The 14,513-nt window shown below is 73.3% G+C and carries 15 protein-coding genes; 10 read left to right on the top strand and 5 right to left on the bottom strand.

Annotation, left to right across the window (positions count from 1 at the left end; all coding sequences use genetic code 11):
- The first annotated feature begins 1 nt into the window (after nt 1).
- Nucleotides 2-988 carry an acyl-CoA dehydrogenase family protein gene (locus tag ACZ4MH_RS16405; RefSeq protein ID WP_351598092.1) on the top strand — a complete coding sequence of 329 codons (987 nt, stop codon included), beginning with the start codon at nt 2-4 and terminating at the stop codon, nt 986-988.
- A gap of 414 nt (nt 989-1,402) precedes the next feature.
- Entirely contained in the window at nt 1,403-1,885 is a 483-nt protein-coding gene (locus ACZ4MH_RS16400) for an ATP-binding protein (RefSeq protein WP_351598089.1), read from the top strand.
- A 225-nt stretch (nt 1,886-2,110) separates the two neighbouring features.
- Here the strand turns inward: ACZ4MH_RS16400 and ACZ4MH_RS16395 are convergent, their stop codons facing one another.
- Nucleotides 2,111-3,046 (bottom strand): cyclase family protein, encoded by a 936-nt coding sequence (locus ACZ4MH_RS16395; RefSeq protein WP_351598086.1) that lies wholly within the window; start codon nt 3,044-3,046, stop codon nt 2,111-2,113.
- Nucleotides 3,047-3,143: 97 nt separating this feature from the next.
- Between ACZ4MH_RS16395 and ACZ4MH_RS16390 the strand changes: the two genes are divergently transcribed.
- From ACZ4MH_RS16390 to ACZ4MH_RS16380, 3 genes are all read left to right on the top strand, one after another.
- Nucleotides 3,144-4,055 carry an SDR family NAD(P)-dependent oxidoreductase gene (locus ACZ4MH_RS16390; protein WP_351598083.1) on the top strand — a complete coding sequence of 304 codons (912 nt, stop codon included), beginning with the start codon at nt 3,144-3,146 and terminating at the stop codon, nt 4,053-4,055.
- Between the two features lie 39 nt (nt 4,056-4,094).
- Complete coding sequence (locus ACZ4MH_RS16385; RefSeq protein ID WP_351598080.1) at nt 4,095-5,162, top strand: Zn-dependent alcohol dehydrogenase; 1,068 nt, start codon at nt 4,095-4,097, stop codon at nt 5,160-5,162.
- A gap of 98 nt (nt 5,163-5,260) precedes the next feature.
- Nucleotides 5,261-6,565 carry an MFS transporter gene (locus ACZ4MH_RS16380; protein ID WP_351598077.1) on the top strand — a complete coding sequence of 435 codons (1,305 nt, stop codon included), beginning with the start codon at nt 5,261-5,263 and terminating at the stop codon, nt 6,563-6,565.
- Between the two features lie 11 nt (nt 6,566-6,576).
- On the opposite strand, the gene ACZ4MH_RS16375 is transcribed toward ACZ4MH_RS16380, so the two are convergent.
- On the bottom strand, nt 6,577-7,236 hold the full coding sequence (locus ACZ4MH_RS16375) for a flavin reductase family protein (RefSeq protein WP_351598104.1): 660 nt from the start codon (nt 7,234-7,236) through the stop codon (nt 6,577-6,579).
- Nucleotides 7,237-7,451: 215 nt separating this feature from the next.
- Between ACZ4MH_RS16375 and ACZ4MH_RS16370 the strand changes: the two genes are divergently transcribed.
- Both ACZ4MH_RS16370 and ACZ4MH_RS16365 read left to right on the top strand, forming a co-directional pair.
- Nucleotides 7,452-8,021: an RNA polymerase sigma factor gene (locus ACZ4MH_RS16370; protein ID WP_351598074.1), complete on the top strand. Its 570-nt coding sequence runs from the start codon at nt 7,452-7,454 to the stop codon at nt 8,019-8,021.
- A 223-nt stretch (nt 8,022-8,244) separates the two neighbouring features.
- Nucleotides 8,245-8,796, top strand: coding sequence for an anti-sigma factor (locus ACZ4MH_RS16365; RefSeq protein WP_351598071.1), 552 nt, complete (start codon nt 8,245-8,247; stop codon nt 8,794-8,796).
- A 75-nt stretch (nt 8,797-8,871) separates the two neighbouring features.
- Here ACZ4MH_RS16365 and ACZ4MH_RS16360 read toward each other — a convergent pair whose 3' ends face one another.
- A complete protein-coding gene (locus tag ACZ4MH_RS16360) occupies nt 8,872-9,717 on the bottom strand; it encodes an enoyl-CoA hydratase/isomerase family protein (protein WP_351598068.1) in 846 nt (281 codons plus the stop codon).
- A 73-nt stretch (nt 9,718-9,790) separates the two neighbouring features.
- Nucleotides 9,791-12,061 (bottom strand): acetate--CoA ligase family protein, encoded by a 2,271-nt coding sequence (locus tag ACZ4MH_RS16355; RefSeq protein WP_351598065.1) that lies wholly within the window; start codon nt 12,059-12,061, stop codon nt 9,791-9,793.
- 220 nt (nt 12,062-12,281) lie between these two features.
- On the opposite strand from ACZ4MH_RS16355, the gene ACZ4MH_RS16350 reads away from it, so the two are divergent.
- The 3 genes from ACZ4MH_RS16350 to ACZ4MH_RS16340 are packed head-to-tail and all read left to right on the top strand — an operon-like array spanning nt 12,282 to nt 13,738.
- Nucleotides 12,282-12,734, top strand: a complete 453-nt coding sequence (locus ACZ4MH_RS16350) for a DoxX family protein (protein WP_351598062.1) — start codon at nt 12,282-12,284, stop codon at nt 12,732-12,734.
- The gene (locus ACZ4MH_RS16345; RefSeq protein WP_351598059.1) at nt 12,731-13,204 is read left to right on the top strand and encodes a Zn-ribbon domain-containing OB-fold protein; all 474 of its coding nucleotides are present in this window, start codon (nt 12,731-12,733) and stop codon (nt 13,202-13,204) included. The genes ACZ4MH_RS16350 and ACZ4MH_RS16345 overlap by 4 nt, the downstream gene beginning before the upstream one ends.
- A gap of 45 nt (nt 13,205-13,249) precedes the next feature.
- The gene (locus ACZ4MH_RS16340; protein ID WP_351598056.1) at nt 13,250-13,738 is read left to right on the top strand and encodes a GNAT family N-acetyltransferase; all 489 of its coding nucleotides are present in this window, start codon (nt 13,250-13,252) and stop codon (nt 13,736-13,738) included.
- Between the two features lie 66 nt (nt 13,739-13,804).
- On the opposite strand, the gene ACZ4MH_RS16335 is transcribed toward ACZ4MH_RS16340, so the two are convergent.
- Nucleotides 13,805-14,485, bottom strand: coding sequence for a pyridoxine/pyridoxamine 5'-phosphate oxidase (locus tag ACZ4MH_RS16335; protein WP_351598053.1), 681 nt, complete (start codon nt 14,483-14,485; stop codon nt 13,805-13,807).
- Between the last annotated feature and the right edge of the window lie 28 nt (nt 14,486-14,513).

Below are 14,513 nucleotides of genomic sequence, written 5' to 3'. Positions count from 1 at the left end.
CGTGGACTTCCACCTCTCCGACGACCAACGGGCGCTGCGCGCGGGCGTGCGCGAACTGCTGTCCGGGCGCTTCCCCAGGGAGCGTTTGCGGGCTGCGGTGGACGCCTACGAGGCGGCGGGCGACGGGCCCGTACTGGACCGCGCGCTGTGGCGCGAGCTGGCGGACGCGGGCTTCTTCTCGCTGCTGCTGCCCGAGGCGGACGGCGGCGCGGGGCTCGGGCTGCCGGAAGCGGTGCTGGTGCTGGAGGAGGCCGGGCGTGCGCTGCTGCCGGGGCCTCTGGTGGCCGGGGTGCTGCTGGCGGGCGCGGTGGACGGGGTGGCGGCCGGCGAGCGGGTCGCGGGGCTGTGCGACGCGGCGGCGGTCCCCGCGCTCTGGGAACATCCGTCCGACTGTGATGAGGTCATCGTGGTGGCGGAGCACGCCGCGTACCGGTGCGCGCCCGAAGGCTTGCGGACGGCTCCGGTGCGCTCGGTGGACCCGCTGACCCCGCTCGCCCGGCTCCTCGATGCGCCGTCCGGTGCCCTCTCCGGTGCGCCGTACGCGGCGGACGTCCCCCGCCTGCGCCGTGAGGCCGTGCTGCTGACCGCCGCGCAGCAGCTGGGCGGCGCCGCGCACGCGGTCGAGGCGGCGGTGGCGTACGCGCGGCAGCGGGAGCAGTTCGGGGCCCCGATCGGCTCCTTCCAGGCGGTCAAGCACCTGTGCGCGCAGATGCTGGTGCGGGTGGAGCTCGCCCGAAGTGCCGTCTATGCGGCCTCTGTCACCGAAGATCCGGCCGAGGTGTCCGGTGCGAAGCTGCTGGCCGACGAGGCCGCCGTACGCAACGCCCGCGACTGCCTTCAGGTGCACGGCGGCATGGGATTCACCTGGGAGGCGGACGTGCACCTCCTCCTGAAGCGGGCCTGGCTGCGCGCGGAGAGCTGGCAGTCGGCGGCTGCGGGCGAAGAGGCGCTGGCGGCAGCGTTGGCCGACGGTCATATCGCTGTGTGACGGCCGTTGAGCGGAATGTCGGACTCCGCACGGATGAGCGGTCACGCTGCGTCGATATCGGGTTGTGTCCTTCGCGTGACTCGTTACGCGGGGGAGTCGGCGCGGCGCTCGGGTACGCTCGCTCGGGTGCGAGTGGTTCTGAGGCGCAACCACCCCGGCGCTGCCTGCGAGGCACCTCCGGGGTCCGGGATGCGTACCGCTCGCACCGGGCGGGGGCCCGCGAAACCCCCGCGTTCGACTCCCCGCACTGCGCGTCGCACAGTATGCAGCACGCATACTCCCTTCCGCTGGAATATGCCTGAAGCGCTTGTTGGGGTGACTGAACGTCAACCATGCTGTGCTTCGCCGGGATCACGCACCGTGATCCCGTGGAGGCGCGAGGCGATGTTTCCGCCGGTTCGGATGGTGTGAGCGGTGCAGGTGCTTCAGGTGCAGTTGGAGGTGCGGCCCGACCCCGCTGAGGTGGGGCGGGCCCGCAGGTGGGCCCGGTCGCGGCTGGCCGGGTCCGGCATAGGGGCCGACGAGCCGCTGGCGGAGACGCTGATCCTGCTGGTCTCCGAGCTCGTCACCAACGCCGTGGTGCACGCGGGCTCGCACGCCGAGCTGCGGCTGCGCTTCTCCGGTGCGGGCCCCGTGGTGGGGACGGTGCGGCTGGAGGTCGTGGACGGCAGCGCACGCCCGCCGCGGCCGCGCCGTGCGGAGGGTGACGACACCAACGGCCGCGGTCTGGAGCTGGTCGACGGGCTGGCCGACCGCTGGGGCTGGCAGCCCGAGGGCCCGGGCAAGCGCATCTGGTGCGAGGTGGACCGCGGCCGGTCACTGCTGATGGCCGCGGGGGCCGAACCGGGCGCATTGGGGGCGTACGAGCAGCCGTGTGCCGTCACAAACAGGATGTAACGGAAAAAGTCCAGACCAGGTGTTGACGTGACGTGGCACCTTGATCACTCTTGGGGCAGCGATTCGCCGTGAGGGGACGCCGAGGGTACGGGGGAGACGCCCCTTGGCGAGTGCGGGTCGCGCCCGGAGCCGGGTGGCGGTCCGCGGTGCCGCGCTCGGGGTGCGCATGAGCGCACCGCCACCTTGGCCGGGCCGGCCCTACTGTGGCGCCGCCGCGGAAGCCCCCTAGAGCACCGCTACGGGGGCGACCGGCGCCCCGGAGCCGCCGACGAACGGCTCCGCCACCGCCGAGAGCAGGAAGGCGTAGCGCCCCTCGGCGGCGCAGGCCGCCGACAGCTCCTCCAGGTTCCAGTTCTGACCCTGCAGCAGCCCCATCTCCACGAGGTGCAGCGCGTGCACGGGCATCCACAGGTCCGCGATCTCCGGCGGGAAGATCTCGAAGGTCAGGGTGTCATTGGCGACCGCGGCGACGTCCCGGTCGCGGAACCACTCCGGAGTACGGATCGACAGCCCGGGTGAGGGGAACGCGTACCCCTGCCTGTCGCCCGCCAGATAGCGCCGCAGCTGCCCGGTGCGTACGAGGACGACGTCACCGGCGCGTACGGCCGTGCCGGCCAGCTCCTCCGCGGCCTCCAGGTCCTCCGGGGTGACGGCGTGCGCGCCGTCCAGCGGCCGGTCGCCGCCGCCGTCCCGTACGCGCGCCACGTCCAGCAGCACGCCGCGTGACAGGACGGGAGGGGCCTTCTCGATGCCGAGCGCGGTGGCGCCCGCGTGGGCGGTGACGGCGGTGGCCGGACGGCCGTTGTAGAGCTTCCCCGAGTGCGAGACGTGTGTGAGGCCGTCCCAGTGGGTGGCCGCCTGCAGGCCCATGGTCACCACGTCGTCACTGGTCGCGACCGTGTCCGGGCCGAACATCTCGTGGTTGACCGCGACCATCGTGTGCAGCGGGTTGACCCGCCCCGGTATGGCGCCGGTCTGCACGCCGTCCTGTCGGAGCGGCAGCGCGAGCGGGATGCGCAGGCCGCTGCGGACGGTGGCGACGGCGGCGCGCACCACGTCCGGGGTGATCAGGTTCAGCGTGCCGATCTCGTCGTCCGGCCCCCACCGCCCCCAGTTGTTCACACGTCGGGCGATCTCGTGGAACTCCGGCGCCAGTGGCATGCGCCCTCCTCGGGGGATTCGGCCGTGGGGCTTGTCTTCGTACGGCGTCTGCTCAAAAATCTAACGGACCGTCAGAAACTGCGGGAAGGGGCGCGGCATGGGGAACTTCTTGACCGGCAAGGTGGTCGCCGTCACGGGGGCGGGCCGCGGCATCGGGCGGGCCGTGGCGCTGGCGGCCGCGGCCGAGGGCGCCAAGGTGATCGTGAACGACTACGGCGTCTCCGTGGACGGCAGCGAGCCCGGCAGCGAGGTCGCCGCCGCCGTGGTGAAGGAGATCGAGGCGGCCGGCGGCGAGGCCGTCGCGGTCGCCGACGACGTCGCCACGATGGACGGCGGGCAGCGCATCGTGGACACGGCCCTCGCGCGCTACGGGCGCATCGACGGCGTGGTCTGCGTGGCGGGCATCCTGCGCGAACGGATGCTGTTCAACATGTCCGAGGCGGAGTGGGACCCGGTGGTCGCGACGCACCTCAAGGGCACGTTCACGGTCTTCCGGGCGGCCGCCGCGGTGATGCGCAGGCAGCGCACCGGCACCCTCATCGGCTTCACCAGCGGCAACCACCAGGGCAGCGTCTCCCAGGCCAACTACGCCTCGGCCAAGGGCGGCATCATCTCCCTCGTGCGCAGCGCCGCGCTGGGGCTGCACAAGTACGGCGTGACGGCGAACGCCGTGGCGCCCGTCGCGCGCACCCGTATGTCCGCGGGCGTCCCCATGGAGCTCCAGGAGATCGGCGAACCCGAGGACGTCGCGGCGCTCGTCGTCTACTTGCTGAGCGAGCGCGCCAAGGGCGAGGGGATCACCGGTCAGGTGTACACGGTCGCCGGCCCGAAGATCGCGGTCTGGGCGCAGCCCCGGGAGCTGCGCGCCGCGTACACCGAAGGCCCGTGGACCCCCGAGAAGATCGCCGACTTCCTCCCGGGGACGGTCGGCACCGACCCCATGCCGCTGCTGGACCGGCTGGAGGCGATGGCGGCCGCGGCGGCCGCGAAGGAACGCCCGAATGTCTAGGGGGGCCACGCGGAACGGCTCTCCGAGGAGGAGGGCGTCGTGCGGGGCGTGATCTTCGATGGCGAGGCGCCGTGGGTCGTCACCGACCTGGAGGTACGCGCTCCGGGGCCGGGCGAGGTGCTGGTCGGCATCCGTGCGGCGGGGCTGTGCCACAGCGATGTGTCAGTGGTCGATGGGACGATTCCCTTTCCGGTGCCGGTCGTGCTGGGGCACGAGGGCGCCGGGGTCGTCGAGGCCGTGGGGGAAGGGGTTTCGCATGTGGTGCCGGGGGACCATGTCGCGCTGTCCACGCTCGCCAACTGCGGGGCGTGCGCCGACTGCGACCGGGGGCGGCCGACGATGTGCCGGAAGGCGATCGGCATGCCGGGCAGGCCCTTCCGGCGCGGCGACACGCGGCTGTACAGCTTCGCCTCCAACTCCGCCTTCGCCGAGCGCACGGTCGTCAAGGCCGTCCAGGCGGTGAAGATCCCGGACGACCTCCCGATGGCCTCCGCCGCGCTCCTGGGGTGCGGCGTGCTGACGGGCGTCGGGGCGGTGCTCAACCGCGCCCGGGTCGGCCACGGCGAGTCGGTGGTGGTGATCGGGGCCGGCGGCGTCGGGCTGAACGTCCTGCAGGGCGCCCGTATCGCGGGCGCGTCGACGATCGTCGCGGTGGACGCGAATCCGGCGAAGGAGGCGATGGCGCGGCAGTTCGGCGCGACGCACTTCGTGGACGCCTCGTCGGTCGCCGACACCGAAGCGGCGGTGCGCGCCGTCCTGCCCACCGGTGCCGACCACGCCTTCGAGTGCGTGGGCAGCGCCCGGCTGATCCGGCAGGCGGTCGACCTGCTGGACCGGCACGGCCAGGCGGTCCTGCTCGGCGTCCCGCCGGCCGACACGGAGGCGTCCTTCCTGGTGTCGTCGATGTACCTGGACAAGGCGATCCTGGGCTGCCGGTACGGCTCCTCGCGGCCGCAGCGGGACATCGCGCTGTACGCGGAGCTGTACCGCACGGGACGGCTGCTCCTGGACGAGCTGGTCACGCGTACGTACCCGGTGGAGGACTTCGCCAAGGCGGCGGTGGACGCGGAACGGGGGCGGGTGGCACGGGGGGTGCTGCTCTTCTGATCCTCCCTTCTGATTCTCGGAGCCTGCTGGCCCGATCCTGACGGACCATGGCCATCTGGCCACTCGATGGCGGCGGACCGTTGCCCGAAGATGATCGGGTGACGCAGATTCCCGAACTCCGAGAAGCGGTCCCGGTGGCGATACCGCCCACCGGGGGCCGCCGCCCGCACCGCGCCTGGTCCGTCGCCGCGGCCACCTTCCTCACCCTCATCGGTGCCGCGGGCTTCGCCTCGCTGCCGGGCCTGCTCATCGAGCCGCTGCACGAGGATTTCAACTGGTCGCGCGGCACCATCGGATTCGCGGTCTCGGTCAACCTCGCGCTGTACGGGCTCACGGCCCCGTTCGCCGCCGCGCTCATGGACCGGTTCGGCATCCGCCGGGTCGTCGCCGCGGCGCTCGCCGTGATCGCGGCCGGCGCCGGGCTCACCGTGGTGATGACCGCCCCCTGGCAGCTGATCCTCTACTGGGGCGTCCTCGTCGGACTGGGCAGCGGCTCCATGGCGCTGTCCTTCGCCGCCACCGTCACCGGGCGCTGGTTCGTCCAGCGGCGCGGACTGGTCACCGGCATCCTCACCGCCGCGGGCGCGTCCGGCCAGCTGGTCTTCCTCCCGCTGCTCTCCTGGATCGTCGAGGGGCACGGCTGGCGCCCCGCCGCCGTCACCGTGGCGCTGACCGCCGTGGCCGTCGCCCCGTTGGTGTGGCTGCTGCTGCGCGACCACCCCGCGGACGTGGGCGTGGCACCGTACGGTGCGACGGAGTTCGTACCGCGCCCCGCTCCGCAACGAGGCGCCGCCCGGCGTGCACTCGGTGCGCTCGCCAACGCCGCGCGCACCGGCCCCTTCTGGCTCCTCGCCGGTACCTTCGCGATCTGCGGCGCCACCACGAACGGCCTGGTCAAAACGCATTTCGTGCCCGCGGCCCACGATCACGGCATGCCGATGACGCTCGCCGCCTCGCTGCTCGCGGTCATCGGGATCTTCGACATCCTGGGGACGGTCGCCTCCGGCTGGTTCACCGACCGCTTCGACAGTCGGCGGCTGCTCGCCGCGTACTACGGGCTGCGCGGCGTCTCGCTGATGTTCCTGCCGATGCTGCTCTCGGACGCCGTCCACCCGCCGATGCTCTTCTTCATCGTCTTCTACGGACTGGACTGGGTCGCGACCGTGCCGCCGACCATCGCCCTGTGCCGCGAGCACTACGGGGGCGACGCCGCGATCGTCTTCGGCTGGGTGCTGGCCTCCCACCAAGTGGGTGCCGCGCTCATCGCCTTCCTCGGGGGCCTCGCCCGGGACGCGCTCGGCACGTACGACCCGGTCTGGTACGCCTCCGGAGCGCTGTGCGCCCTGGCGGTCCTGATGGCACTGGTGATCCGGCGGCGGACGGAGGCGCAGGTCAGCCCCTGACCTCCGGGAGGTCAGCCCCTGACCTCCCGGAACTCCCCGAACGCCCCCCGGTGGAACAGCAACGGCCCCGCGGCCGCCGCCGCTTCGTCCGTGCCGAGCGCGTCCACCCGGCCCACGACGACGAGGTGGTCGCCACCCGTGTGGACGGCCTGGACGGTGCAGTCGATCCAGGCCGGCACGCCCGCCAGCCGCGGGGATCCGCTCACCGGCGCCGGCACGTGCCGTACCCCGGCGAACTTGTCGGTGCCGCTGACCGCGAAGGCGCGGCACAGCGCGCCCTGGCCCGCGCCCAGGATGTTCACGCAGAAGACCCCGGCCCGCGCGATCACCGGCCAGGTCGTGGACGTGCGCGCCACCATGAAGGCCACCAGCGGCGGGTCCAGGGAGAGCGAGGCGAACGACTGGCAGGCGAAGCCGGCGGGCGCGGGATCGGCCGCGTCGCCGGGCGCCGTGACGACCGTGACGCCGCTCGCGAAATGGCCCAGCACGCGCCGGAATTCGCCCCGGTCGACCGGGGCCCGCTCGTCCTCGCGCACGGCCCGCAGGGGCGCCCTGGAGGCCGTTTCCGGGGTATCGGGCGTGGCGGGCCCGGGCGTCGCCGGGGTCGAGGCCGCGGCGCCGGCCGCACGCAGATAGCGCACCGCTGTGGCCGCCATGCCGGCATGTCCCATCATGCTGCGCTCCCTTCCACAACGTCATTGAAACTGATGGGCCGTCAGATAGGAAGGGCGGGGCGCGCGGGGCCAGGTGGGCTGCGCGGGCGGCGCCTGGTGGCGGATCACCGGCGGATCGAATAATTGTCGGTATTCGGTCGGTTGGCAGCGGATCATGCCGGGTATCTCCCTCACGGCCGCACCCGTATCTGATTCGGGGAGAGTTCCGCCGCATGGCCGATGCGATGGCGTCGTCGTCCCTTCCGTCGCCGTCCTTCGACGACGTCTTCTGCGGGCTGCTGCCGCGGCTGTACCGCCGGGCGGTGCTGCTGGCGGGGTCCCGGCAGGCGGCGGAGGACATCGTGCACGAGGCGTACTTGAAGCTCGCCGCGCGCCCGTACCGCTTCCTGGAGCATCCGGAGCCGTACGCCCGCGCCTTCACGGCCCTGCTGAGCGTCGCCCGGGAGGCGCACCGCAGGGAGCGTCGGCAGGCGCTGATCGGCGAGGGCGGCCCGGAGGACGGGCCCGGCAGCGGCGCGCTCATGCGGGAGCTGCCCGGCGCCGGCTGGGACGGCCGGCGGGAGCGCCGGCAGGCCGAGCTGGAAGCGGTGCGGATGCTGAGCCGGCTCTCGCACCGCCAGGCCGGCCTGGTCATCCTCGTCGACCTGGACGGATACACCATCGGCAAGGCGGCCAGGATCATGAAGGTGCAGCGGTGCACGGCGGCCCGGCACCGGGCCCGCGCGCTGGACCGGCTGCGCGGCTACCTCGCCGCGTCGCCGTACGACCTCACGGGGAGGTGAGCACACCGTGGAGCGGGACGACTTCGGGAACACGCATGTGGCCCCCGGGGACGGGCGGGGGGACGACCCCTGGAACGGGCCGGGGAGTCCCGGGAACCGGCAGGGCGGTCCCGGTAGCGGGCCGGGGCGCCCCCGTAATGGCCACGGGGGCCCCGGAGGCGGGCGGCGGAATCCTCGGAGCGGTTACCGGAACGGCCTGGGGCGCCGGGGTGCCGAAACGATATTGCGGGAACGCCTCCGGGCGGCCGACGAGGAAATCCAGCCACCGCCCGGACTGTGGACCCGCATAGCCGAGTCCGCGCCCGCGCCCGGTGCGCCGCGCAGCCCCCTGTCGTTCCTGCGCCGGCGGCCGCAGCTGATGACGGTGCTGTTCGCTGTGGCGGCGCTCGTCCTGGGCTTCGGTGTGTGGCGGCTCGTCGGGACGGGCAGCGAGCAGCCCGCGCCACCCGGCCCGGGTACCGGACTTGAGGTCACGGTGTACAACAGCGAGCCGGCGTGCGAGAAGGCGCGCACCGTACGGTGCGCGCTGCGCCTGGCCCGGGACCCGCACCAGGCGTACGCCGCCCCGGGAAACGCCGCGGGCCGCGTCTGGAACGGCGACCGGCTGGCCACGGAGTGCGTCATCACCAACGGGCGCCTCGTGCGGGACACGACGGGCGCGCTCTCCCACCGGTGGTACCGGGTGACCTCCGTGGAGGGTGCCGAGGGGTGGCTGCCGGGCGTGCACACCCGCGACGTCCACGAGGTACCGCTCTGCCCCAGCGGTGAGTCTTAACTCCCCGTATCAGCAGCGGGGTTCGGCCGCCCGTCGCGACGGCGAGTGCCGGGCGCAACGCGCGCACCTTCGTGGTCAGCGGCCGCGGTACTCCGGTGTGCGGCGATCCACGAAGGCCGCCACGCCCTCCTGCGCGTCCGCCGTCGTCATGTTGATCTCCTGAGCGGCGGCCTCGGCGGCGAAGGCCGCGCCGCGGTCGGCGTCCAGCGAGGCGTTGACCAGTTGCTTGGTGAGGGCCAGCGCGCGCGTCGGGCCGGCCGCCAGCCGGTCGGCCCAGGCGGCCGCGGTCCTCGCCAGGTCGTCGTCCGGTACGACTCGGTTGACCAGCCCGAGCCGCTCGGCCTCGGCGGCGGGCAGCGCGTCGCCGAAGAACATCAGCTCCTTGGCGCGCTGCGGCCCGGTCAGCCGGGGCAACAGGTACGCGCCGCCGCCGTCGGGCACCAGGCCGCGGCGCACGAACACCTCGATGAACGTGGCCGATTCGGCGGCCAGTACCAGGTCGCAGGCGAGGGCGAGATGCGCGCCGAGTCCCGCGGCGGTGCCGTTGACCGCCGCGATCACCGGTTTCTCGCAGTCCATGACCGCGGCGATCAGCCGCTGGGCGCCCTGCCGGATCACGCGCGCGACGTCACCGGCGATCCGCTCACCGCTGCCGCTGCCGCTGCCGCCGCTGCCGCCGGGGCGGGCCCGCAGGTCCGCGCCCGCGCAGAATCCGCGGCCCGTCGCGGTGATCACCACGGCGCGCACGGCCGGGTCGGCGGACGCTTCCGCAAGCCGCGAAATGATGCGTTCGCGCTGGTCGGGGGTGAGGGCGTGCCTCGCCTGCGGGCGGTTGAGAGTGATCCAGGCCACGCCGTTGTCAGTGGTGTGGAGTATCAAGGATCGGGAGGTCCCGTCGGGACCGTCGGGGGAGGTCGTCATGGTCAAGCTGCTCCAGCTTCTGGCGTCGGCATGGACACGGCTGCCGGTGCGGCCGGGGTGCGGACGCCGGCGTTCAATGGCAGACGGCGAGCGCGTCGAGGGCCACGGCGCCCTGGCCCTTCGGGAGGACGACCAGGGGGTTGATGTCCAGCTCGGCCAGCTGATCGCCCAGCTCCAGCGCCATCCGCTGGACCCGCAGCATGACCTCGACCAGCGCGTCGGTGTCGGCCGGCGGCGCCCCCCTGACGCCCTCCAGCAGCGCGTGGCCCCGCAGCCGGCCGAGCGCCGCGCGCGCGTGGTCCTCGCCGAAGGGCGGTACGGCCACCGCGGTGTCCCGCAGTACTTCGACGAGCACGCCGCCCAGTCCCACGGTCACGGTCGGCCCGAAGAGCGGATCGGGCGTGACGCCGACGACCATCTCCACACCCGGCTCGACCAGCTGGCACACCAGCACCCCGTCCAGCGCGACGTCTTCGTAGCGCGCGATGTCCGTCAGCTCGCGGTAGGCGTCCCTGACCTGGCTGGCCGAGGTCAGCCCGATCCTGACCAGGCCCAGTTCGCTCTTGTGGGCCAGCCGCGGCCCGGACGCCTTCATGACGACGGGGTAGCCGACCTGCGCCGCCGCCCGGACGGCCCCGGCCGCGCTGGTCACGAGCTGCTCGCGGGGCACACGGATGCCGTAGGCGCGCAGCAGCTGCTTCCCGGCGTGCTCGCTGAGCTGTTCGCCCGGGCGCAGCAGCGCCTGCGCCTTGCGCGCGGACGGCGAGGGCGTGCGCGGCGCGTCGTCGAAGGGGGACCGGTAGGCAGCCGTGAAGCGGTGGTGCTCCAGGTGGGCGCGGACGGCCGTGATGCAGTTGGCGAAGGTACGGAAGGTGGCCACCCGCGAGGAGCCGAGCAGGGTCTTCCGGTAGGCGTCCTCGGTGCCGACCGGCGAGCCCCAGACCACGCACACCAGCTTGTCCGTCTGCTCCGCCGCGTCCACCAGGTCCTGTGCGAGCTTGTCGCTCATCGGCGGGAAGGGGCCGGTGATCGGGCAGATCAGGACGCCCACGGACGGGTCGGCGAGGATCGCGTCGATGATCTTCCGGCCGCGCCAGTCACCCACCGGGTGCCCGCCGTTGTCGATCGGGTTGGCGACGTTGAGGTAGTCCGGTATCCACTGGTGCAGCTCCCGCTTCCTGTCCTCGCCGAGCGTCGGCAGGCGCAGGCCGGCCGCCGTCGCCAGGTCGGCGAAGTGCGCGCCGGTGCCGCCCGATATCGAATAGACGGCGACGCCCTCGGCGACCGGCGGGCGGGCCCTGGCCAGCAGCGCCGCGGTGTCCTGCAGCTCGTCCAGGCCGTCCACGCGGACCACGCCGAACTGCCGCATCGCCGCGTCCACCACCTCGTCGGCGCCGGTGAGCTTGCCGGTGTGCGAGGCGGCGGTGCGGGCGCCGGTCTCGGTGCGGCCGACCTTGACCGCGACGACCGGGACCTTGTTGCGGGCCGCGCGGTCGGCGGCGAGCAGGAAGCTGCGGCCGTCCTTGAGCCCTTCCACATACGCGGCGATGGCACCGACCTCGGGACGGGAGGCGAAGTAGGAGAGGAAGTCCGCGGTCTCCAGGTCGGCCTCGTTGCCGGTGGGGGCCCAGTGCGAGAGGCGGATGCCCAGCTCCTGGAGGGCGAAGACGGGGCGGCCCTGGTGGCCTGATTGCGTGATCAGCGCGATGGCCGGCCCGGCCAGGTCCTCGCGGAAGGTCTCGAAGGCGTTGAGGTTGGTGTTCGGGCCGAGCAGCCGGATGCCGGAGCGGGCGACGGCCGCGGCCAGCCGCTCCTGCGCGACGGCGCCGTCGGCGCCGGTCTCCGCGAAGCCGGCGGCGAAGGCGACCGCGAACTTCACCTCGGCGTCGGCCAGTTCCTCGATGACCGGCAGCGGATCGGCGACCAGCAGTACGGCGAGATCGACCTGTTCCGGCAGGTCGGAGACGGAGGTGTGACAGGCCAGCCCGAAGACGGAGGTGCGGCCCGGGTTGACCGGGTGCAGCCGGGCGCCGACCCGCTCGGCCCAGTCGATCAGCCGGCGGGTGATGCCGGTGTGGGGCCGCCCCTCGCTGTCCGAGGCGCCGATGACGGCCACGGTCCGGGGGCGGAAGAAGTGGTCCAGGTCCGGCACGGCCGCGGACAGCGGGCGCCCGCTGACGTCCGGGTCGCCGGTGCCGTCCCGGCCGCCGCCCGCGCCGGGGCCGCCGCTGCCCTGCTCCGGGCCGGCCGTCCCGTGCACGGCCTGCGGCGTCGGCCCTCCGCAGGCCACGACCCGGGCGGGCCGCGAGTGAGTGGTGAGGGTGCCATGAGTGGATCCCAGCATCGCTGCGCCGCTCCCGTCTGACCGCCGATGCGTACCTGGCAGGCAGGTACCTGACAGATAGTCAGGTTACAGAACTGACGCTCAGTCAGGAATGGTGCGTGCAGATGGTCCTCGGGTGCGGTGCCGGTGCTCCACCTCTTGCGCAGCGGCCGCACTCTCGGCTGAACTGGCCGAGTAACTGACGAGTCGTCAGGAACGGCGGCCGTGCGGGAGGCGTGCGATGCAGACGATCTGGCTCGGCGGGCCCGAATGGCTCGCCGTACTCCGTATCGGCCTGGGGCTGTGGTGGCTGGAGAGCTGGCGGCACAAGGACAAGAAGGGCTGGTTCGAACGTGGTACGGGCATCGCGTGGGCCGCCGGCGTGGCGGCCGAGCACCGCTGGGCCGTGGTGCGTCGCGGCTTCGACCTGGTCGTACGGCCGCGCCCGAAGGCGATGGCGTACGTCGTCGTGTACGCGGAACTCGCGCTCGGCGCCGGTCTCGTCCTCGGCTTCCTCACGCCGGTCGCGCTGGTCGCGGGCCTGGTGCTCAACCTGCTCTACCTCGTACTGATGATCCACGACTGGGCCGAGCAGGGGCAGAACGCGATGATGGCCCTGATCTCGCTCGTCGCGCTCTGCGCGATGGGCTGGCAGACCTGGTCGCTCGACGCCGCGATGGGACTCTTCCGATGACCGCGACCATGCCCCGGCACGACCTGCCCGAGACCGACGCCTTCAGCCGCCCGTACTGGGACGCCGCGGCGGACGGGCGGCTGCTGATCCGGCGCTGCCGGACCGCCGGCTGCGGTGCCGCGCACCACTACCCGCGGGAATTCTGTCCGCGCTGCTGGAGCGAGGACGTGGTCTGGGAGGAGGCGAGCGGCCGGGCCACGCTGTACACCTGGTCCGTGGTGCACCGGAACGACCTGCCGCCGTTCGGCGGCCGCGTCCCGTACACCGCCGCCGTCGTCGATCTCGCCGAGGGACCGCGGATGATGACCGAGGTCGTCGACTGCCCGGAGGCGGCGCTGCGGATCGGCATGGAGCTGCTGGTCCACTTCCGCAGCGCCGGCGATGACGAGGGCGGTGGCGAAGGCGATGGCGATGGCGATGGCGCGGGCGCGGGCGGCCCCGCGGTCCCGGTCTTCCGGCCCGCCGAGTAGCGATATCCGGTGGCGGCGCGCGGCGCCGGGAGGCACCCTGGGCGGGTGCTGATCAGAGAAGCCGCCGCCGAGGACTGGGACGCCATCTGGCCGTTCTTCCACGCGATCGTCGCTGCCGGGGATACGTACACCTACCCGCGCGACCTCGACAAGGAGGCGGGCCGCGCACTGTGGATGCTCAGCCCGCCGGGCCACACGGTCGTCGCGGCCGACGAGGACGGCACGGTCCTGGGCACGGCCAAGATGAACCCCAACCACATGGGCGGCGCCGCGCACATCGCCGGGGCCAGCTTCATGGTCGACCCGGCGCACGGCGGCAAGGGCGTCGGCCGCGCCCTGGGCGAGTACGTACTGCGCCGGGCCCGCTCCGAGGGCTACCGCGCGATGCAGTTCAACGCCGTCGTGGAGACCAACACCGGTGCCGTCGCCCTCTGGCGGTCACTCGGCTTCGAGATCATGACGACCCTGCCGGAGGCGTTCCTGCACCCGAAGAAGGGCTATGTCGGGCTGCACATCATGTACCAGCGGTTCTGACCACGTACCAGCGGTTCTGAGCCCCGGTGTCCGTCCGTACGGACCGTACGTACGGACCGGTACGGGCTACGGCCACAGCAGTTCCCGCTGCCAGTCGTCGCCCGACCGCCGGTAGCGCAGCCGTACGTGCCGGCGGCGGTCGTCGCCCTGGAAGAACTCCACCTCCTCGGCGCGCAGCACGTACGCCGTCCAGCTCGGCACCTCTGCCTCCGGCTCGCGCCGCGCCCGTGCCCAGGACGCGTCCGCTGCCCGCTCCAGCTCCGCGTACGAGTCCAGTACCTCGCTCTGCCTGCCCACGAGCGCGGCGGCCAGCGCGCCCGGCGAACGGCGGTGCAGATCGGCCGCGCTCTCCTCGGGCGTGCCCGCCGTGACCGGGCCGCTGACCCGGACCTGCCGTGCGATCAGCGGCCAGTAGAAGCACAGCGCGGCACGGGGGTTGGCGGCCAGCTCGCGGCCCTTGCGGCTGCCGCGGTGGGAGGCGAAGTGCCAGCCGTTCTCGTCGGCGTCGTGCAGCATCACGATGCGCACGGACGGGGCGCCCGCCGCGTCCGCGGTCGCCAGCGACATCGTGTGCGGCTCCGGTACGCCCGCGGCGGCCGCCTCGCCCAGCCACTGCCGGAACAGCGGCAGCGGCGCTTCGGGGGCGGCGTCCGGATCGAACGCGGGCAGTTCGCCCGTCCAGACCCGCAGGCTGCGCAGCAGGTCACGGAAGGCGCGGGCTTCGGGGGAGTCGTCCGTCGTGGTCATGCCGGGCAGCGTACGTCCGCCGGGCGGC

The organism is Streptomyces sp. NPDC026301 (genome assembly GCF_055567935.1).
The sequence above is the reverse complement of the archived record's forward strand: the minus strand, read 5'-3'. Positions and strand labels throughout refer to the sequence as shown.

What these genes read in the sequence shown, in the direction of transcription:
- ACZ4MH_RS16395 (WP_351598086.1), bottom strand. Translation starts at nt 3,046, where the DNA reads ATGCCACTGGCGCCGGAGTTCCACGAGATCGCCCGACGTGTGAACAAC.
- ACZ4MH_RS16390 (WP_351598083.1), top strand. Translation starts at nt 3,144, where the DNA reads ATGGGGAACTTCTTGACCGGCAAGGTGGTCGCCGTCACGGGGGCGGGC.
- ACZ4MH_RS16375 (WP_351598104.1), bottom strand. Translation starts at nt 7,236, where the DNA reads ATGGGACATGCCGGCATGGCGGCCACAGCGGTGCGCTATCTGCGTGCG.
- ACZ4MH_RS16370 (WP_351598074.1), top strand. Translation starts at nt 7,452, where the DNA reads ATGGCCGATGCGATGGCGTCGTCGTCCCTTCCGTCGCCGTCCTTCGAC.
- ACZ4MH_RS16360 (WP_351598068.1), bottom strand. Translation starts at nt 9,717, where the DNA reads ATGACGACCTCCCCCGACGGTCCCGACGGGACCTCCCGATCCTTGATA.
- ACZ4MH_RS16355 (WP_351598065.1), bottom strand. Translation starts at nt 12,061, where the DNA reads ATGCTGGGATCCACTCATGGCACCCTCACCACTCACTCGCGGCCCGCC.
- ACZ4MH_RS16350 (WP_351598062.1), top strand. Translation starts at nt 12,282, where the DNA reads ATGCAGACGATCTGGCTCGGCGGGCCCGAATGGCTCGCCGTACTCCGT.
- ACZ4MH_RS16345 (WP_351598059.1), top strand. Translation starts at nt 12,731, where the DNA reads ATGACCGCGACCATGCCCCGGCACGACCTGCCCGAGACCGACGCCTTC.
- ACZ4MH_RS16335 (WP_351598053.1), bottom strand. Translation starts at nt 14,485, where the DNA reads ATGACCACGACGGACGACTCCCCCGAAGCCCGCGCCTTCCGTGACCTG.